Source organism: Azotosporobacter soli (assembly GCF_030542965.1).
Taxonomy (GTDB): domain Bacteria; phylum Bacillota; class Negativicutes; order SG130; family SG130; genus Azotosporobacter; species Azotosporobacter soli.
Window position 1 is genome coordinate 1 of the sequence record NZ_JAUAOA010000020.1, and the last position, 18,943, is coordinate 18,943.

Sequence of the window (18,943 nt, forward strand, 5' to 3'; positions counted from 1 at the left end):
TTTGCAAATCTTTCTTCTATAAAGTTTTCAGGGAATATATTCTCTTGTAGAAATGTTTACCTGTAAGATCTTGCGATGCGTTAGCTCGTGTTGCAAAGAATTGGCATAAAGCATTTAGCGGCAAGGCGCGCTGAGGACCGTAAGCGAAGGCGTAGCGGAAGCTACGTTGAGCGAGGACCGCAAGCAGCAACGCAGCAGATGAATGGTTTAGGACAATTCGAAGTATCCGGTGATGATGGCTGTGGGGTCCCACCTGTTCCCATACCGAACACAGCAGTTAAGCCCACATACGCCGAAAGTACTTGGCTGGAAGCGGCCTGGGAGGATAGGGAGTTGCCGGTTAAAAAGACCGTCTGCATGAACGTGCAGACGGTCTTTTTCTATATTGGAATGCTTTGAAGCACAAAAATAGAAAGAAAAAGCGAAGGACAGCAACTGCTTAAATCTAGCGAGTGGCTTGCGTTTCGAAAAAAATTCCGGTACAATGCTAGAGAAGATGATGCAGGAGAGAGTGGGAAAGGATGAGATAATGGAAAAGCACTTTGACATATATGTAAACGGAAGTCAGCAACCGAGAAAATATGCCTGGGGTTTTGTCGTCAACGAGGGGCCGGTGATGCTGCATATGACAAGCGGAGAGGGGAAAAATCCGCAGGCGCTGGCGATGAAAAATGGCGGCGGTGAAATCGAAGCGGTGATCCGTGCGCTGAAATGGGCGAAAAAGCAGCAAAATACGACAGTGACGATACATTATGACTATGAAGGAATTCGTGCCTGGGCGAAGGGCGAATGGCCGCCAGAAAATGAATTTGTGCAGCAGTATGTGGATTTCTTGGAGGACAAGCTGGCTTGGATTGATTTTGTAAAAAAAGACGTCAAACGGTAAAAAAGGGCTCTCAACCGGATTATCGGTCGAGAGCCCTTTCGTATGCTGCTTAGGCCTTAAAATGATCGATGCGGCTGTCGAGTTCGGCCCGTTTCGCGGAGTTGAAGCGATCGACCGTGCTGAGATAGCCGGTGATGCGGCGAACGCGGCGAACACTGGAAACGCGGCAGTTCGGGCAATCGTCTTCGGCGATGATGCCGGTATAGCCGCAGTTGCAGCAGTAATCGAGCGGGAAGTTAATGCCGCCGTAACCGATGTCGGAGGCGGCCATCGCGCGAACCAGGCTTTCCGTTGCAGCGACGTTGCCGGCCGGCGGCGAGGGCAGTTCGACATAGCTGATATGCCCGGCGTTGCAATATTTGTGGAAGAGGCCTTCGATGCGCAGTTTGTCAAACGCGCTGATCGGCGCGAATACCGGAACATGGAAGGAGTTGGTATAGTACTCTCGATCGGTGACGTTCTCGAGCGCGCCGTAGCGGTTGCGGTCGATGCGCGTGAAACGGCCGGAGAGTCCTTCAGCCGGCGTCGCCATCAGCGAATAGTTAAGATCATAGGTTTCGCTGGCCTGATCCATCATGTCGCGCAGTTTCTTCACGATCGCTTCGCCTAGCGCCAGCGCATCGGGGCATTCGCCATGGTGCTTTCCGGTAAGGGAAATCAATGTTTCGGCCAAACCGATGAAGCCGACCGACAGAGAACCGTGCTTGATTGAATCTTCAACATGATCGCCCATGCCCAGTTTATCGGAATCGAGATAGAGACCTTGTCCCATCAAAAACGGCATGTCTTTGACTTTAAGCTGCGACTGAACGCGAAAACGCTGGTAAAGCTGCTCGATGGCCAAATTCGTCAACGATTCCAGATTGCTCCAGAATTTTGCCAGGTCGCCGTTGGCTTCAATCGCGGCGCGCGGCAGGTTGATCGTCGTAAAGGTCAGGTTGCCGCGTCCGTCGGTGACTTCGGGACCGCGGCGGTTTGAAATGACGCGCGTCCGGCAGCCCATATAGCCGACTTCCTCTTCGGCATCTTTGTTGAAGCTGGAATCGAGGAAGCTAAAGGTCGGGAAGAGACGTACGCTGGCGACTTCCAACGCCAGTTTGAAGAGGTCATAGTTAGGGTCGCCCGGGTTCATATTGACTCCCGCCTTGACCTTGAAGATGATGTTGGGGAAAATCGGTGATTCGCCGTTGCCGAGACCTTTACGATAGGCGAGCAGCAGGTTCTTGCTGACAAGGCGGCCGCCATGCGAGGTATCGGTGCCGATATTCACGCTGGAGAAGGGCACCTGTGCACCGGCACGCGAATGCATGCTGTTGAGATTGTGAATCACGGCTTCCATCGCCTGATACGCTTCGATGTCATTGGCATCATTGAAGTAGGGGCCAAGATCGCGGTCGAAGAAGGCGTAGGATTGGCCGCCGAACATGTCGTTCTGGTTGCTTTGCAGGATAATGCAGGCCAGAGCGGCTGCCGAAGTGGGCCGTTTGGGCGGACGGATATAGCCGTGACCGGTGTTAAAGCCGCTTTCGAGCAGTTTGCGCAACGGAATTTGCAGGCAGTTTAGCGTCTTGCCGTAAAAATCGAGGTCGTGGATGTGGATGGCGCCGCTTTTATGCGCTTCGGCGAATTTTTCCGGAATGACTTTGCTCAGGTAGTAATTTTTGCTGGCCGCGCTGCCGATCTGCAGCATTTTGGCCGAGGGCGAGTTGGCAACGTTGGCGTTTTCCTTGTGCGTCTCTTCCAAAATTTCCGCAACGGCTTTGTCGAGCGAGTTCTTTGCCTCACGAATCGCGGTGCGGTTCGCGCGATATTGGATGTAGGCTTTAGCTGTTTGTTTGAAACCGTTATCAAAAATGGCGTCTTCGACAAAATTTTGGATGTCTTCGACGCTGTAAACACGTTTGTTGTCCATCACTAAGCGGTCGACGACCATCTTGGTGATACTGAGCGCCAGATTGCGCGCCCAGGCTTCGCTGGTGTAGTTTTTGGGCGTGGCGTATTCTTTTACCGCGATTAATGATTTATAAATAGCGGAAGAGATCTTGATCGGGTCGAAAGCGACCTCTTTCTGTCTGCGCTTGACGACGCGGGTCAGGTTTTCCTTCAGGTTTTCCGTATAGCTGGTGAGCTGGGTTTGTTCTTGCTCGGTGAAAATTGTTTGGAATAAATCCGTTGACATACAATTCCTCCTCAAATTTCTTGCTGCGCAGACCGCTGAATGACAGAAAAATATGGCCTGGTATACGGCCCACTATCATTATAAACGCATTATATAGTATGAGTAAATAGGTTTAATGACATAAAAACACAATATATTGTAGGACGCTATGCCTTGCATTTGGCAGGAAAGTCCGCTACAATCACAGGGAAGGCGTTGATTTTAAAAGGAGGACGGGCGCAAATGACTTCAGAATACATTATTCCTCGCATCAATAAATACGTTCGAATCGTCAATGAAGCGACCAACAAAAAATTGGGCCCGCTCGGAATTTACACCGGTCAATGGTCGCTGATTCTCGCGCTGCATGAACTCGGCAGTGCGACGCAGTCTGAGCTGATCCAGTATCTGTCGATCGAAGCGCCGACGCTGACGAATATGCTGCGCCGTCTGGAGGAAGCGGGACTGGTCAGGCGCGAGACGTGCCAGGACCGTCGTGTGAAAAGGGTGTCGCTGACCGAAACGGCGCAAGAGCGTTTTCCGCTTTGGAATCAGGAGATCCAAGAATATCGCAAGCAGCTATTCAAAGGCTTCGCGCCGGAAGAAATGCAGCTCTTATCGCAGCTGATGAACCGGCTCTTGGAGAACGTGAAAAGAAAGTAGCGCTGCCAAGAGGCCGCAATTTTCTTAGTATACCATAAAATAAGGCGATAAAACGAGCGGAAAAATGCGCACGGCTCTTTATCAGCGAAGGATTAGGCGGTATACTTAGAGAAGCGAAAGCATTTTTATTTTTACGCATATAATTAGCCTGCTAAATAAAATCAGGAGGTTTTCCGAAACGATGAGTGTGAACAAGAAGTTGCTTGAGATCCTTAAGGAAAAAGGCGTGCCGGTCAATTTTCAATCCGGCGGCCAGGCCCCGGACGGCCTGACGCAACGGGAGGTTAGGAAGCAGCCGGGCGCACGGGCGGCTAAGCTGCGCGATATTTACTATGCGACGTTGTCAACGGTCGATACGGAATTTCCTTATTGGTATACAAGGCGCTGGAATGAGTTGGAGGGCGAGGTCGCGGTCGTGCGGCGGGCGGAGGCGTTGAAAAGCGCATTTTCGCATCTCACGCCGAATATCCTGCCGGATGAGAAACTGGTCATGCAAAAAACGCGCAATTATCGCGGTTCGTTTCCGATGCCCTGGCTTTCGGAAGGCTTTTTTGTTGCAAAAGAAGATGAACTGTATCGCGAGGCGATGCAGCGCGGCAGCGAGAGTGCAGGCGAACTCAGCAAATTCGGCAGCGGCGGCGGCAACGTGACGCAAAGTTTTGGCAATGTCGTTTCGATCGCCGGGAAATTCGGTATTCGAAAGGAAGAAGTGCCGAGTCTGGTGCGCCTTGCAAAAGAGTGGGTGGGCCGGTCGGTTGAGGACTTGGGACACAAATATGAAATGATGACGCCGGGCTATGAAATAAAAGAGAATCTGATGAAGTCGGTCGTCTGCATGTTCGATTCCGGTTATACGCTGCCCCAGGGGCGCGAAGTGATCAATTATTATTTCCCGCTGCAATATGGTTTTGACGGCGTGAAACGACTGGCGGAGGAGCGCAAGGCCGAAGTGGCCGGACAGGCCGGCGGCGACGGCGTGTTGGGCATGGAGCGGCTTTATTATTATGAAGCGGTGCGCGTCATCATCGAGGGGTTGCAAAACTGGATCTTAAATCATGCGAAACTGGCACGAAAGTTGGCGGCAAGATGCAAAGCCGCGGAACAAAGTCTGGAATACGGCGAAATCGCCGCTTGTCTGGAATGGATTGCGCATCATCAGCCGCGCACGTTCCGTGAGGCTTTGCAGCTGACTTATATCATTCATATTGCGGTGGTCAATGAAGATGCGATATCGGGCATGTCGCCGGGACGGCTTGGTCAGGTCCTCTATCCCTGGTTTGAACAGGATTTGGCGGCGGGGCGGACGACGGAAGCGGAAGTACTCGAATTATTGGAATTGCAACGCGTCAAAATGACCTGCATCGATTGTTTTGCCTCGACCGGCGTGGTCGGCGGCGTGCTGTCGGGCAATACGTTCAACAATCTGACGCTGGGCGGTCTGAAAAAAGACGGCAGCTCGGCGGCCAACCGTCTGGAAATGCTGATCTTGGAAGCGGGCATGACTTGCGAGACGCCGCAGCCGACGCTGACCTGCCTGTATGATGAAAAGCTGCCGGAAGAATTCCTGCTGCAGGGAGTCGAATGTACGAAAACCGGTACCGGATATCCGGCCTGGGTCAACAACCGGGGGGCGATGGAATTTCTGCAAAACCAGTTCGGCAAAGAAGGGATGACGCCTCAGGAAGCAAGAGCGGTCGCAATGGGCGGTTGTCTTGAGACGTCACCGTGCAGCTACTTGCCGCTGGAACTAAACGGACGACAATACGATATCCCCGGCGGTTCGGGTCAGACGGCTGGGACCGGCGTCCATTTCCTCGCCAATCCGAAGATACTGGAACTGGTGCTGACGAATGGTTTTGACAAGCGGACCGGTGCGCAGGTGTATCCGGCGCATAATCGCAGTCTCGACAGCTATGCGGAACTGGTTGACCAGTTCCGGGAATATTATAAGCTGAGCTGCGATCTGGTGATCAAGACAAACAATATCCAACTCGATATCTGGCGCAAGAACAACATGTCGATCCTGAATTCGTTTTTGAAGCCGGATTGTCTGACGAAAGGCCAGCACATCGGGAATCTTGGCTACCGCTACAATGCGACGCTGAACATCGAAAGCTGCGGCACAATCACCTGCGTCAATTCGCTCGCCGCGATCAAGAAAGTGGTCTATGAGGAACAACGCTGCACGCTGGCGCAACTGACGGAGGCACTGCTCGAAAATTTCGGCTTCAAGACGGCGGAAGAAGTCGGCAGCTATTCGCTCTCTGATCAGGAAAAGCGCAGCGCTGACGACGCGTATGACGCGCTGTATGAAGCCTGCCTGCGCGCGCCGAAATACGGCAATGCGGACGCGTATGCCGACGATATTTTGGCGGACTATGAAAACTGGTTCTGCGCGATGGCGCATGATTTTGAATCACTCTACGGCAAACCGCTCTATGCCAGTCAGATTTCCGTCTCGACGCACGGGCCGCAGGGTGCGTGCACGCTTGCGACAGCCGATGGACGGCTGGCCGGGACGACATATGCGGACGGTTCGCTGTCGGCCTATCCCGGAACCGATAAGAACGGGCCTTATGCGTTGTTCCATTCGGCGACCGTCTGGGATCATAGTCTGTCGCAAAATTCACAGATGAACCTCAAACTGCATCCGGCCGCGGTGAAAGGCCGAGAGGGCGCGCGCAAACTGCTTGAACTGACGCGTTCCTATATGCGTCAGGGCGGTTTTCATCTGCAATACAACATTGTCGACTCCAAGGTTTTAAAAACGGCGCAGGAAGAACCGACTGCGCACCGCGACCTGATGGTCAGGGTGGCCGGTTTTACGCAGTACTGGTGCGAAATCGGCAAGCCGATTCAGGATGAAGTGATTGCGAGAACCGAATATGAAGGGGTGTAAGCGTTCGATGAACAAGCATAGTGATTGTGAGAATTTTTGCGCGATCGACGCGGCAAAAGGAATTTGTCGTCTAAACGGTGAATTCGTTCTGATTGATACGGCTGTTTGCACGGAGTTTGAAGAATTGCCGAAATGCGGCAACTGCCAGTGCTTTACGCAAAATGACAAGGATGGAATGGGCAGCTGCAGCGGTTTTAAAAAAGAGTATTGGAGCGCGGCCGAAAACAGGGCGGTGAGTTGTGAAGGCTATGTCGGACGCTGCTGAGGAAAACGTAAGCGGCATTATCTTTGATATGCAAAGTTTTTCTGTACATGACGGACCGGGCTGCCGGACGACAATCTTTCTGAAAGGCTGCAGTCATCGCTGCGCCTGGTGCGCAAATCCGGAAAGTTGGCACGGCAAGCCGGAACTGATGTTCAGCGCAGGCAAGTGCCGCTGTGCGAGCGGCTGCAGGCGTTGTCTGGATTCTTGCGCGCTGGGGGCGATCCGTATCCGGGAAAAGATGCTTGCGCTCGATTGGCAGCGCTGCCGCGCATGCGAGAATCCTGTTTGCGTCAGCGCCTGCGCGTATGAGGCGCTGCGCGTTTGCGGCAAAACGTACAGCGTAAAAGAGGTCATGCAGGTCTTACAGCGTGACCGTACCTATTGGGGCAGCGGAGGCGGCGTGACGTTCAGCGGCGGCGAACCGCTGCAGCAGGCGGAGTTTTTGACGGCCTGCCTGAAACGCTGCCGTCAGGCTTATATCCATACGGCGATTGAAACGACCGCGCATGTCGCAAGGGACGTTTTTTTAGCGGTCATGGAATGGGTCGATTTCGCTTTCATCGATCTGAAGCACAGCGATACGCAAGCGCATCGCGCCGGAACCGGAGTGGATAATGCGCTTGCATTAGGGAATATTGCCGCACTCAGGCAATGTGCCTGGCCGGGGCGACTGGTGCTGCGCGTACCGGTGATTGAAGGCTACAATGATGGACGGGAGAATCACAGGCAAATCGCGGCTTTCATGAAAAGATGGGATCTGTTTGAAATCAACCTGCTGCCGTTTCATCGCCTGGGCGAGTCGAAATGGACGCAATTAGGCCGGCAGTATCCTTATGCTGAGCAGAAAAGCATGGAAGAAGAACGTTTATTGGCATTGCAGGACTATTATCTGGAACGCGGCATCGCCTGTTATCTGGGCAGCGAGACGCCATTCTGAACGAAAAAAGAGGCTGTGAAACGAATTGTTTCACAGCCTCTTTCCAATGACTCATACCTTGAAGCGGTCGATTTCGCGTTGCAATTCTTCGGCGGTGTTTTTTACCGAGGCGATTTCCTGGGCGATCGATTGAACGGTTGCCGTTTGCTCTTCGACTGCCGCAGCCATTTCTTCTGCGCCGGCGGCGGTTTCTTCCGAAACGCTGGCGATGTTCTCGATCAGCCCTTTGACGTCGGAGGCCCGGTTGCGCGTCGTTTCGGCAGCGCTTTGCGCCGCGTTCACCTCGCGCACCATGATGTCGATCGATTCGCTGAATTTCGAGAAATACTCGCGCACTTCGACGGTCGATTTTTCCTGATTGCTAACGACTTGATAGGTGCCGTCGACTTCTTTTACCGCCTGCTGCACCATATTTTGAATTTCGGAGACGAGCTTGGAAATTTCCTGGCTTGAGTTCGCGGACTGTTCGGCCAGCTTCCTGACCTCGTCGGCAACGACCGCGAAGCCGCGCCCCATTTCGCCGGCTCTGGCCGCTTCGATCGCGGCGTTCAAGGCCAAGAGATTCGTCTGTCCGGCAATCGCGGTGATGACTTCGATGATCTGGCCGATTTTTTGCGAATGGTCGGCCAAGGTGGCGATCGTCTTGCCAACATTGTCAGCTGCCCTGCGACTTTCGCCCATCATCAGGTTTTGTTTGTCAATCACGCCCTGGCCTGACTTAACGAAGCCCTGCATTTCAGTGGCCAGTTCGCCGGATTTGCTTACGTTATGCGCCATCGAATCAATCATGCTGGCCATGTCGGAGATCATCGAGGCTTCTTTTTGCAGTGACTGCGCCTGTTCGCCGGTGCCTTTGGCAATTTCGCCGACCGTTACGGCCAGCTGTTCGGAGACTTTGCCGGTTTCGTAAGCGGAATTGCTGACGCTTGTCGCAGTATCCGTCAAACGGATGCCCGACTCGCGCATGTTTTGCACCAGATTACGCAAATTCGCACTCATCTGGTTGAAGGCATTGGCCAATGCACCGATTTCATCGCTACGGTCGACCTGTGTCGTGACGGTCAGGTCACCAGCGGCCACCAGTTGGGATTGTCCCATCAGATAGGCGACCGGTTGCGCGATGCGTCGCGCTACAAACAGAACGACGAGAATAGAAATTAGCAAGGCTCCTATGGTTAAAAAGATGAAAAGAGTGGCGATCTTATTTAGCGGAGCATAAACGATGCTCTTATCGACGGTAATCGCAACGGTCCAACCCGTAGTGTTTAGTTTGGCATAATAGAGCAGTTTATCCTGATTGGCATATTGATATTCTTTGAAGCCGCTCTCTTTGCTGCTGAGGATGTCCTTCAGCATCGGAGCGATTGCTTTTGTCTTATCGTTTTCAAAGACATTTTTCGAGACGACGTCTTTATCCGGATGCGCCAGCATGTTGCCCTTGTCATCCATTAGAAAGGCATAGCTTTGATCTGAACCGACTTTGATTTTGCTGACGAGATCGACTAAAGTGGTCAGCAGGATGTCGCCGCAGACGACGCCGCGCAGTTTACCGTTCGCGTCATTGACCGGAGTTGCGTAACTGACGACATACTGTTTGGTGACCATGTCGACGTACGGATCGCTAAAGGCCGGGCCGCCTTTGGCCGCGGTTGCTTTATACCAAGGGCGCGTGCGAGGGTCATAATCGGCCGGCGGCGTCCAACCGCTGCCGTCGATCATCTTGCCGTCCGCAGTGCCGAAATAGACGTCGGAAAATTCCTTGTCTACGGCCTGATAGCCGGCAAACATCGGAATGGTGAGAGCGGCATCAGGAACGGCAACTTTAACAGTGCCTCCTAAGATGTCAATGGCTTTTGCTTTTGAGAGCAACCAGCCGTCCAGTTTATTGACGCTGCTTTCTACCGCCGTTGACATTTGCGCGTCAATATCCTTTGTCAGTTCCTGTTTGAACATCGAATAGCCGGTAATCGCCAGCGTGAGCAAGGCGCAACCGATCAGAAGCGAGAAGACCAGGAGCAGACGAACACGAAGTTTCATGACTATCCCTCCTCTCTGTGTAATCATAGTATAACATTGATTTACAAAATTATACAGAAAATTAAGCGTGAAAATTGAAAAAACGGCCGCTCGAAAGAGCAGCCATTTGCAGAAAAAATGCAGGAAATTGGCGGATGCGACTTACCAAAGGTTCAGGTAATGCTGCGTGAGCAGGGAGACGACGGCGACGGCCGCCCAGCAGGCAAGGCCGAGAAAGAGCGGCGCAACGCCGTTATGAATCAACTGGCGCAGATGCGTGTTCAGGCCGATCGCAGCCATCGCGACGGCGATGCAGAATTTTCCGGCTTGCGCCAGCAAGAGGCAAAACGCAGGCGGCAATACGGCGCTGGTACTGATGATGGAAGCGCCGAGAAAGCCAAGCACAAAGAGTGGGAAAATTTTGAGCAGATTGAACGTTCCCTGCGCGTTTTGCTGGCGTGCGGTGTAAATAGCCAATGCCAGCGTGATGGGAATGATCATCAATGTCCGTGTCAGTTTCACAATCGTGGCGTAGCTGCCGGCTGCATCGCTATAGGAATAAGCGGCGGCGACTACGGAAGAGGTGTCGTTGATCGCGGTACCGGCCCACATGCCGAAACCGGCGTCGCTCAGACCCAAGAGATGACCGGTGAACGGGAAGATAAAGACCGCCGCGATGTTGAAGAGAAAAATCGTCGAGATGGAATAGGCGACTTCTTTGTCGTTGGCGCCGATGACCGGCGCGGTCGCCGCGATCGCGGAACCGCCGCAGATGGCGGTTCCGACGCCGATCAGGATGCTGGTGTTGCCGCGCAGGTTAAGCAGGCGTCCGACAAGCCAGGCGGTCAGGAATGCCGCACTCAGCGTGAAGAGCATGATCAGCAGGGATTGCGCGCCGACCGCAAGCACGCTGTAGAGGTTCATTTCAAAACCGAGCAGGACGATCGAAGCCTGGAGAACTTTCTTGGCGGAAAAGCGCAGGCCCGTTTCAAAAACGGCAGGGCGCTGCCAGCCGGCCAACAGGATACCGAGCAAAATGGCAAAGACCGGGCCGCCGATCAGCGGGACGGCCTTGCCGAGCAGCCAGGCTGGCACAGCGATGGCAAAAGCCATCAAGAGGCCGGGCAATGTAGTAGAAATGCTTGCAAATGACATCATAGAACGCTCCTTTTTTCGTATGTTCTTAGGATACGCCTTGTAAAAGGATATGTAAAATACTATAATTTAATATAAACCATAAGTAATAACCTATGGATGGAGTGTGAAAAAGTGACGTTTCGTCATTTGAATATTTTTCTCAGCGTCTGCGATTTAGGCAGCATGACGGCGGCGGCGGAAAAACTGTATGTGGCGCAGCCGTCGATCAGCCAGGCGATTTCCGAACTGGAGCGGCATTATCAGGTGAAACTGTTTGAGCGCTTGGGGCGGAAGCTGTTTTTGACTGCGGCGGGGGAACGTCTCAGAACGTATGCCCGTCACATTGTTCACTTGAACCAGGAGGCGGCGGAGGCGATGCGGGAGGTCAGCCAGCACGGCGAGATCCGCATCGGCGCAAGCGTCACCGTGGGCACGTATCTGCTCAGTGGGCTGGTCAAACGCTTTGCTGAAAGGCATCCGGCGGTAAAGGTGACCTCTTCGGTCAGCAACACAAAGGTCATCGAGGACGGGTTATTGGAAGATCGGATCGACATCGGACTGGTCGAAGGCGAAGTGCATTCACCCTGGCTGCTGACGGAGCCGTTCATGGAAGACGAGCTGGTGCTGGCCTGCGCCGCGTCACATGACTGGGCGAAGGCCAAGTCGGTCGCGGCGGCGCAACTGAGCGGCGAAGTTTTCTTCGTGCGTGAGGCGGGCAGCGGCACGCGGGAGCTATTTGAGATGGTCATGGCCGGCGCGGGGATTTCCTGGCGGGCCGGCGGGGTGTATAATAATGCCGAAACGATCAAAGCGGCGGTGAGCGCCGGACTCGGGCACACAGTCATATCGAGACTTGCGGTGCGCCGCGAAGCGGAGCGGGGAGAGTTGTCGGTCGTCGCGCTGCGCGGCCTACAGTTTAAACGAACCTTTCAGCTGGTTCAGCATAAGAATAAGTATATCTCACCCGCGATGGAGTCTTTTATCACGCTGGTAAGAAGCGAAGGGAAAACAAGAGGAGAACATAGCATATGCTGACAAGATTTCAAGAAGATTTTTTAGAAAAACGCGGCATTCCGGCGGAGGAACGGGAACGTTTCGTCAAAGCGGAGGTGGCTGAGCTGCGCGAGCCCGGCCTGCTAAAAGGCGTCTTAGAGGCGGCGGCGCTGATCGAAGCGGCCATAGCTGCAGATAAACATATTTGGATCGTCGGGGATTTTGACGCGGACGGCGTCACATCAACTGCCTTGCTCTTGCTGGCGCTGAAGCAGTTAGGCGCAAAAAATTTAAACTGGTACATCAATAGTCGCTTTGAGCTGGGCTACGGTTTTCAAGTCGGTACGCTCGAGGAGATGGCGCTGCAGGGAGCGATTGACCTGATCATCACGGTCGATAACGGAATCAGCGCATTGGAGGCGGTGCGCGAGGCGCGCGCACGCGGCATCGACGTGATCGTCACCGATCACCATGATTTGGCGGCCGAGCTGCCGGATGCGAATGTGATCATCAATCCGAAACAGCCGGACTGTCTTTATCCCGATAAGAATCTGGCCGGCGTCGGCGTCGCGTTCAAACTGGTGCAGCAACTCTTCAACGGACGCAAGCAGCCGCGCCAGGCGCTGATGTATCTAGATCTGGCTGCGATGGGCACGGTCGCCGACGTGATGACGCTGGTCGGCGAAAACCGGATCATCGTCAAAAACGGCCTAACGCTGATGAACTGGCCGCAGGCGAGAGCCGGAATCAAGGCGATCAAGCAGGTCTTTAAGATCAGCGGCGATATCCGCGCTTATCATCTCGGCTTTATGTTCGGTCCGGCGCTGAATGCGCAAGGGCGGATCGTCGGAATTCCGACGATGGCGATCGAACTGTTGACGACGCGCGATGCGGCGCGGGCCGAGAAGCTGGCCGAAGAATTGCACGCGATCAACTGCGAGCGTCAGGAACTGACGAAGGCGCAGGTGGAACAGGCGATGAAGTACATCGGTCTGACGGAGAAACGTTTCATCGTTTATTATGAAGCGGAGCTGCACGAGGGCATCGTCGGTCTGATCGCCGGGCGGGTCAAAGAAAAATACGGCGTGCCGACGCTGGTCCTGACGACGGACAAGGAAGCAGGACTCGTCAAGGGCTCGGCGCGTTCGGTGAGCGGTTTCGATATCAAGGAGAATCTGATCGACGGCTGCGCGGACTTATTGGTACGCGGCGGCGGTCATGCGATGGCTGCCGGCGTCAGCTTGAAAGAGGAAAATATCCCGGCGCTCGAAGCGCGGCTGCTCGAATTGGCGCAGCAGTATCCGGAGGAGGTTTTTCACCCGGAACCCGGCGTCGACTTCGTGATGAAAGAAGAAGAGTTCAGTTTGCAGCTTGTCGATGAGATTGAAGCGCTGGCGCCGTTCGGTACTGGATTCCCTTCGCCGCTTTTCAAACTGGAGCAGTTCTTCGTGCAGAAGAAGATGTATATGGGCAAGGAAAAACAGCACGTGAAGCTGGTCGGCGAGCGGGGCGTCGAGCTGGTCGCATTCGGCCAGGCGCAGCTCTATCGCACGGCCGGTGAGCCGAACTATGTCGGCGGCATCGGGCATCCGGTCAAGAATGAATGGCAGGGGCGCAGCAGCCTGCAATTCAATATTAAGGGCGAACATCTAATCGTGCTCTAGGAAAGGAGGCGCAGCATGGCGCAAAATACGATTTGGCTTATGCTTGCGGTACAGGGGCTGGGCCTTTTACTGTTACTTATCTTGCTGGTCAAAGTGTCGGGGCGCGGGCAGGGCGATACGGCGGCAAAATTGGCCGTACTGGAGAGTGCACTGGAGCGGCTGGAGCGGAATTTCGCCGCCGAAGCGGGAAAAAACAGGCAGGAGGCCGCTCTCAGCGCCAAGGACCTGCGGGCGGAAGTGGCCAAAGGGCTGAAAGACGCCGCGGACTCGATGGCACGCCAGATGGCCGGGCATGGACAGCTGCAGGCAGCGCATAATGAGAATCTGGTGAAGCAGCTGCAGACGCTGACCGCGGCCAATGAAGAGCGCATGGAAAAGGTGCGCCAGGCGGTAGAAAAGAAACTCAAGGATATTCAGGACGATAACGGCAAGAAGCTGGAGGAAATGCGTAAGACGGTGGATGAAAAACTGCATGAGACGCTGGAGAAACGTCTGGGCGAAAGCTTTAAGCTGGTCAGTGACCGTCTGGAACAGGTGCATAAGGGCTTGGGTGAGATGCAGACGCTCGCTTCCGGCGTCGGCGATCTGAAACGGGTGCTGACCAATGTGAAGACGCGCGGCATCTGGGGTGAGATCCAACTTGGCAACTTATTGGAACAGGTGCTGACCGCCGAACAATATGAACAGAATGTCGCAACGAAACCGGGCAGCAATGAGCGGGTCGAATTTGCGATTAAGCTGCCGGGCCGTGATAAAGAGGGTAGCGTCGTCTGGCTGCCGATCGATGCCAAGTTTCCGCAGGAAGATTATCAGCGTCTGCTTGAAGCGCAGGAGGCGGCCAATCCGGTGCTGGCGGAAGAAGCGGCTAAGGCGCTGGAATTGCGCGTGAAAAGTGAGGCTAAGGATATTGCCGCAAAATATATCAGTGTGCCGCAGACAACGGAGTTTGCCATTCTGTTTTTGCCGACCGAAGGTTTATATGCCGAAGTGCTGCGTCGTCCGGGTCTGTCGGAACAGCTGATGCGCGAGCAGCGCGTCGTGATTGCCGGACCGACGACGCTCGGCGCACTGTTGAACAGTCTACAGATGGGCTTTCGGACACTGGCGATCGAGCGGCGCAGTTCGGAAGTATGGGGGCTGCTCGGCGCGGTCAAGACTGAGTTCGGCAAATTCGGCGACCTCTTAGATAAGACCGGCAAAAAATTGCAGGAAGCCAGCAATACCATCGACAGCGCCGCGCGACGCTCGCGCGCGATCGAACGGAAATTACGCGATGTGCAGGAATTGCCGTCGCCGGAAGCGGTTCAACTGCTAGGGCCGCTGGGTGAAAATGAAGCGACGGAGTAGGAAAGGACAAAGTGAATGAAAAGATGGATCATAATGGCAGCCTGTTTACTGCTTACTATAGTAGGGCAAAATCAGCTTGCGGAGGCTAGCGCAGCGGCAGTGAAGCCGCAGCCGATCACACAATCTTTAGAGCAGGCTGCGACGGATCGACCGCTCTTGTCTTGGAGTCTGGTTCCGGGTTCGGCTTCCTATGAAGTGGAATTTTTGGAGAAGATGCCGGAAAATCCGAATGCTAGCGATGCTTCCAAGTATCGGCTGCGCGCGGTGCGCGATATTTTTACGCTCGGCTATCAGGCGGATTTGTCCGACTATCCGGGCAAGGCGGTCTATTGGCGTGTGCGCGGCTTGACGCTCGATGGCCGCCCGGTCGGCGTGTTTTCCGATGCGCAGAAGATCACGCTGCAACACGGGCGGATCACTCTCTTGCGTCCGACGTTGACCGCGCGTTTTAACGAAGCGGGACAGGCAACGCCGCTTTATCCGGTCTATGCCTGGATTCCGGTACCGGGAGCGTATGCATATGAAGTCGAAGTGCTGGATCAGGCGCCGGAAGCGACGGAAGAGGACAGCACGGCAGCGTCTTCGCATCGTATTTGGCGCAAGCGGGTCGAAGGTTATGATTGCTATGACGATGTGGCGCGTATCCGGCCCGGCGTTTATTATTGGCGTGTGCGCGGTCTGGACGCGCTGGGCGGACCGATTGGCGGCTTTTCCTCGACCGGGCAGTTTCGCGTCGATTTGAGTCAGGCTGTTTACGCAGCGACGCTCGGCGACAGCATTACGCACGGCGGCGGTGACGTGTCGTATTCACCGGCGGATCGTGAATATTGCTATCAGACGTATTTGGACTTTCCTACGGTCAATTTGGGACGCAGCGGCGACACGGCGCGGCAAATTTTGAACCGCTTCGAGGCCGATGTCGTACCGTATCACCCGCAAAATCTGATCATCTTGGCGGGCACGAACAGTTTACGCGACGGCGTAAACGCCGATACGGTGATCCGTGAACTTACCGCGTTGCGGCAAAAATGTCTGAACTGGGGCATCCGGCCTATTTTTCTGACGCTGCCGCCGCTGAACCCGACGCTGATTGCGCAGGTGTCGGAGAGCAGCACTGCACGCAACTGGCGCAGTGAATATGATAAGGTGAATCGTTTCATCCTCAGCCAACCGTATTGCATCGACATAGCGCCGAGTCTCAGCGATGAAAAAGGCTGGCTACCGGAAGAGTATGCGATGGACGGTTTGCATCCCGGCGTCGAAGCGAAGAAGATCATGGCCCGAATCATTAATGAGAACTGGAGCCGAGTGAGCCAATAGTAGGAGAGGATAAGCGCAGCGCAGCTCCTGACAGGAAATTTATCCCGTCAGGGGTATAGCGCTGTTGTCGAAATACGGCGATACTTGCAGTAAGAGCGTTATTTCAGCCGGTACACCGACGCGAAGGGAGGTGAACATGGTGGGAGAACAAATTTCGCTGCAAGCACGCATCGGAATCGTGTACGGTCTATATCATTTCAGCACAGAACTGGCCGATGGATTCGTCCGTTGGCTGCACAGCATCGAGCATCCGTATGGGCGTTGCCTTTGCTTTGCTCCCGGCAGCTGTGAATTCAGCGCATTATGGCTGGAACTGGCGGAACAGGACCCTGAAGAATTCCTTGGTCTGCAGACGCGTTATCATGAACTTTTATTGCACTCATAAAATTAAGGGGTGAAAGCCGCCGTAAGACGGTTTTCCGAGACTGAAACGAAAGCAAGCGGGACGTTTTTTACACGAAGAGTCGAAGACGGGAAGGTTGGAAGAGCTTTTAAATTCTTCCGACCTTCTCACCGGGCCGATACGATCGGGCCGCTTTGATTCTTCGTGTTTTCATGTTCTCCAAGCGTTCGATTCGTTCCTGTTAGCGCACGCTACTTTCTCTATCAAATCGAGCTGCAGCGAGAAAAAACAAACGTAGTTTTTTGAATATTCAGTTGAAGTTTAGAGAGAAATCGGTTATAATAAAGACAAGCACAGAAGGAATGAAAAAGAAGAAATTCATCGCAGAATGCGCAGAAAGAGGTGATTCCATCGACAGAGAATAACGACGCCGAACAATCCCAATGGATGAGGAGTTGGTTATGCTGGGAAAACCGAACCATGGGATCACAATTGAATAGCTAAGAGATCACAGTGTGTCGAACGACACACACTGAACAGCGCAATGTATCGTTGCGAGACAGAGTCTACCTGTATTGTTTCAGCTGTAGGCTCGAGTGAAGGTTTTTATCAACGGTTGGAGTGGCTTGACCCGTAAGAGGTTATAAGTTTCAGATCGTTGATCCAAGTTAGCAAGTAAGAACCGCCGGATGACTGGCTTAGTCACCCGGCGGTTTTTTGCATGCGCAGCAACCGCTCTTTCAGAAGAAGGCGGTCATGTTTAAAGGGTAAAAAAAACAAGCCTATCATAATAAGGGAAGAAGATAGGCTTGTTCGTATGAAAGCAGAGAAAGTCTCTGACGGATGATCGACGCGAAGCGAAAAAAGTAAATGGCTTTAGATGGCTTGCGTGACCGCTAAGGCAATAACAAAACAAAACATCAGCGCATAGGCCTTGAATTCTATTTTTTGCATGAGAGGAAGCCTCCTTTCTAATAAGATAACAGAATATGTATAATAGCATAACACAATCGAGAGCTAAGGATAACAAGAAGTTATCAAGATTTTGCCAAACGGATAAAAAGAGGCCCCTTTGCCATGGCAGCAGCAAAGGGGCGAAAGAAAGGATAAGAGAGCTATGTCTCTATCTTTCTATTTCGCACATTTCTGCGTAAGTCCTGTAGGCAGAGCTGACGAAAAAAAGCCTGCGCAGGATAGCATTTATGACAAAACGCTTCGCGTTAAAACGAGAAGGTCAGAAACTGCATGAAGGCCGGGACGACAAACGGCGCAAGCAGCAACGTGGCTACGCCGGCAAAAATCATCGTCAGACTGGCAATCGCGCCGTGCTGGTTGCCGAGTTCATAAGCCTTGGCCGTTCCGGCGGCATGAGCGCCCATGCCGAGCAGCATGCCCTGGCTGATCCGGTTCTTAAGCGGCAGGACGCGCAGCAAGAGCGGCGCGACAAGGATGCCGGTAAGGCCGGTCAAAATCACGAAGACTGCGGTCATGGCCGGGACGCCGCCGATCGATTGCGAGGCGTTCATCGCCATCGGCGTGGTGATCGAGCGCGGCGCCAGGCTGCCTAACAGTTCGAGATTGTCGATATGCAGCCACTTGGCGTAAATCAGCGAGCTTAAAATCGCGACTACGGAACCGCCGAGCACGCCGGCCACGAGTTCGCCGGCATATTCTTTGATCAAATGGCGGTATTTGTATAAAGGGACCGCAAACGCGACGGTGGCTGGTTGCAGCATCTGCGTCAACGAATCGGTGCCGCTTTGATAAAAAGCATAGGGAATGTGGTTTAAGAGCAACAAGCTGATGAGCAGCAGCGGGCAAATGACCAGCGGCGAGAAGATCGCGTAGGACCAGCGACGATAGCCTGCTTTGGCGGCCGCGTAGATCAGCAGCGTTAAAAAAAGACTGAGCATACTCATGAGGTCTTCTCCTTTGGCGTTCCGAGGCGATGGATTGTTTCCGCCAACACGCCGGTGCAGATCATCACGGTCAGGGTGCTTAAGAGGATGACGAGTTCAAAGCGCAGACCGCTGACCAGCATCATCTGTTGGTACTGGACGACGCCTACCGCAGAGGGAATAAAAAACAGCATCAGCTCGGCGATCAGACAGTCGGCGCCGCTTTCCAGCCATTCCAGGCGCAAGATTCCGGCCTGGAGCAGAAGAAAGACGAGGAAGATGCCGACGATGCTGCCGGGCAAAGGCAGATGAAGCGAGTTTGCGATGACAGAGCCCAACTGCGCGAACGCGAAGAGCACACCGACTTGAAACATGATCGTTAGGATTTTCATAAAGACACTCTCTTTCCGTGTGTAC

The 18,943-nt window shown here is 53.8% G+C and carries 15 protein-coding genes and 1 rRNA gene; 11 read left to right on the top strand and 5 right to left on the bottom strand.

Features of this window, described 5'->3' with window-relative positions:
- Positions 1-225: 225 nt before the first annotated feature.
- Positions 226-342: ribosomal RNA gene (gene rrf / locus QTL79_RS14290) — 5S ribosomal RNA — on the top strand.
- Positions 343-529: 187 nt separating this feature from the next.
- Entirely contained in the window at positions 530-886 is a 357-nt protein-coding gene (locus QTL79_RS14295) for a ribonuclease H family protein (RefSeq protein ID WP_346355647.1), read from the top strand.
- 49 nt (positions 887-935) lie between these two features.
- Here the strand turns inward: QTL79_RS14295 and nrdD are convergent, their stop codons facing one another.
- On the bottom strand, positions 936-3,065 hold the full coding sequence (nrdD, locus tag QTL79_RS14300) for an anaerobic ribonucleoside-triphosphate reductase (RefSeq protein ID WP_346355648.1): 2,130 nt from the start codon (positions 3,063-3,065) through the stop codon (positions 936-938).
- A 222-nt stretch (positions 3,066-3,287) separates the two neighbouring features.
- Between nrdD and QTL79_RS14305 the strand changes: the two genes are divergently transcribed.
- The 4 genes from QTL79_RS14305 (at position 3,288) to hpdA (ending at position 7,808) form a co-directional block, all read left to right on the top strand.
- Entirely contained in the window at positions 3,288-3,707 is a 420-nt protein-coding gene (locus QTL79_RS14305; protein WP_346355649.1) for a MarR family winged helix-turn-helix transcriptional regulator, read from the top strand.
- A 181-nt stretch (positions 3,708-3,888) separates the two neighbouring features.
- A complete protein-coding gene (gene hpdB / locus QTL79_RS14310; RefSeq protein ID WP_346355650.1) occupies positions 3,889-6,606 on the top strand; it encodes a 4-hydroxyphenylacetate decarboxylase large subunit in 2,718 nt (905 codons plus the stop codon).
- A 7-nt stretch (positions 6,607-6,613) separates the two neighbouring features.
- Positions 6,614-6,871 (top strand): 4-hydroxyphenylacetate decarboxylase small subunit, encoded by a 258-nt coding sequence (gene hpdC, locus QTL79_RS14315; protein WP_346355651.1) that lies wholly within the window; start codon positions 6,614-6,616, stop codon positions 6,869-6,871.
- Positions 6,855-7,808, top strand: a complete 954-nt coding sequence (gene hpdA, locus QTL79_RS14320; RefSeq protein ID WP_346355708.1) for a 4-hydroxyphenylacetate decarboxylase activase — start codon at positions 6,855-6,857, stop codon at positions 7,806-7,808. Before hpdC ends, hpdA begins: the two co-directional genes overlap by 17 nt.
- Before the next feature lie 51 nt (positions 7,809-7,859).
- Here the strand turns inward: hpdA and QTL79_RS14325 are convergent, their stop codons facing one another.
- Both QTL79_RS14325 and QTL79_RS14330 read right to left on the bottom strand, forming a co-directional pair.
- Positions 7,860-9,845, bottom strand: a complete 1,986-nt coding sequence (locus QTL79_RS14325; protein WP_346355652.1) for a methyl-accepting chemotaxis protein — start codon at positions 9,843-9,845, stop codon at positions 7,860-7,862.
- A 141-nt stretch (positions 9,846-9,986) separates the two neighbouring features.
- Positions 9,987-10,982 (bottom strand): YeiH family protein, encoded by a 996-nt coding sequence (locus QTL79_RS14330; protein WP_346355653.1) that lies wholly within the window; start codon positions 10,980-10,982, stop codon positions 9,987-9,989.
- A gap of 111 nt (positions 10,983-11,093) precedes the next feature.
- Between QTL79_RS14330 and QTL79_RS14335 the strand changes: the two genes are divergently transcribed.
- From QTL79_RS14335 to QTL79_RS14355, 5 genes are all read left to right on the top strand, one after another.
- Positions 11,094-11,996, top strand: a complete 903-nt coding sequence (locus tag QTL79_RS14335; protein ID WP_346355654.1) for a LysR family transcriptional regulator — start codon at positions 11,094-11,096, stop codon at positions 11,994-11,996.
- On the top strand, positions 11,990-13,618 hold the full coding sequence (recJ, locus tag QTL79_RS14340) for a single-stranded-DNA-specific exonuclease RecJ (protein ID WP_346355655.1): 1,629 nt from the start codon (positions 11,990-11,992) through the stop codon (positions 13,616-13,618). Before QTL79_RS14335 ends, recJ begins: the two co-directional genes overlap by 7 nt.
- 15 nt (positions 13,619-13,633) lie before the next feature.
- Positions 13,634-14,965 (top strand): DNA recombination protein RmuC, encoded by a 1,332-nt coding sequence (locus QTL79_RS14345; RefSeq protein WP_346355656.1) that lies wholly within the window; start codon positions 13,634-13,636, stop codon positions 14,963-14,965.
- 15 nt (positions 14,966-14,980) lie between these two features.
- Positions 14,981-16,285, top strand: coding sequence for a GDSL-type esterase/lipase family protein (locus tag QTL79_RS14350; protein WP_346355657.1), 1,305 nt, complete (start codon positions 14,981-14,983; stop codon positions 16,283-16,285).
- Between the two features lie 136 nt (positions 16,286-16,421).
- On the top strand, positions 16,422-16,670 hold the full coding sequence (locus QTL79_RS14355) for a hypothetical protein (RefSeq protein WP_346355658.1): 249 nt from the start codon (positions 16,422-16,424) through the stop codon (positions 16,668-16,670).
- A gap of 1,178 nt (positions 16,671-17,848) precedes the next feature.
- Here QTL79_RS14355 and QTL79_RS14360 read toward each other — a convergent pair.
- Together QTL79_RS14360 and QTL79_RS14365 are read right to left on the bottom strand one after the other, a co-directional pair.
- The gene (locus QTL79_RS14360; protein WP_346355659.1) at positions 17,849-18,547 is read right to left on the bottom strand and encodes an LrgB family protein; all 699 of its coding nucleotides are present in this window, start codon (positions 18,545-18,547) and stop codon (positions 17,849-17,851) included.
- The gene (locus tag QTL79_RS14365; protein ID WP_346355660.1) at positions 18,544-18,918 is read right to left on the bottom strand and encodes a CidA/LrgA family protein; all 375 of its coding nucleotides are present in this window, start codon (positions 18,916-18,918) and stop codon (positions 18,544-18,546) included. The genes QTL79_RS14360 and QTL79_RS14365 overlap by 4 nt, the downstream gene beginning before the upstream one ends.
- Positions 18,919-18,943 lie beyond the last annotated feature (25 nt).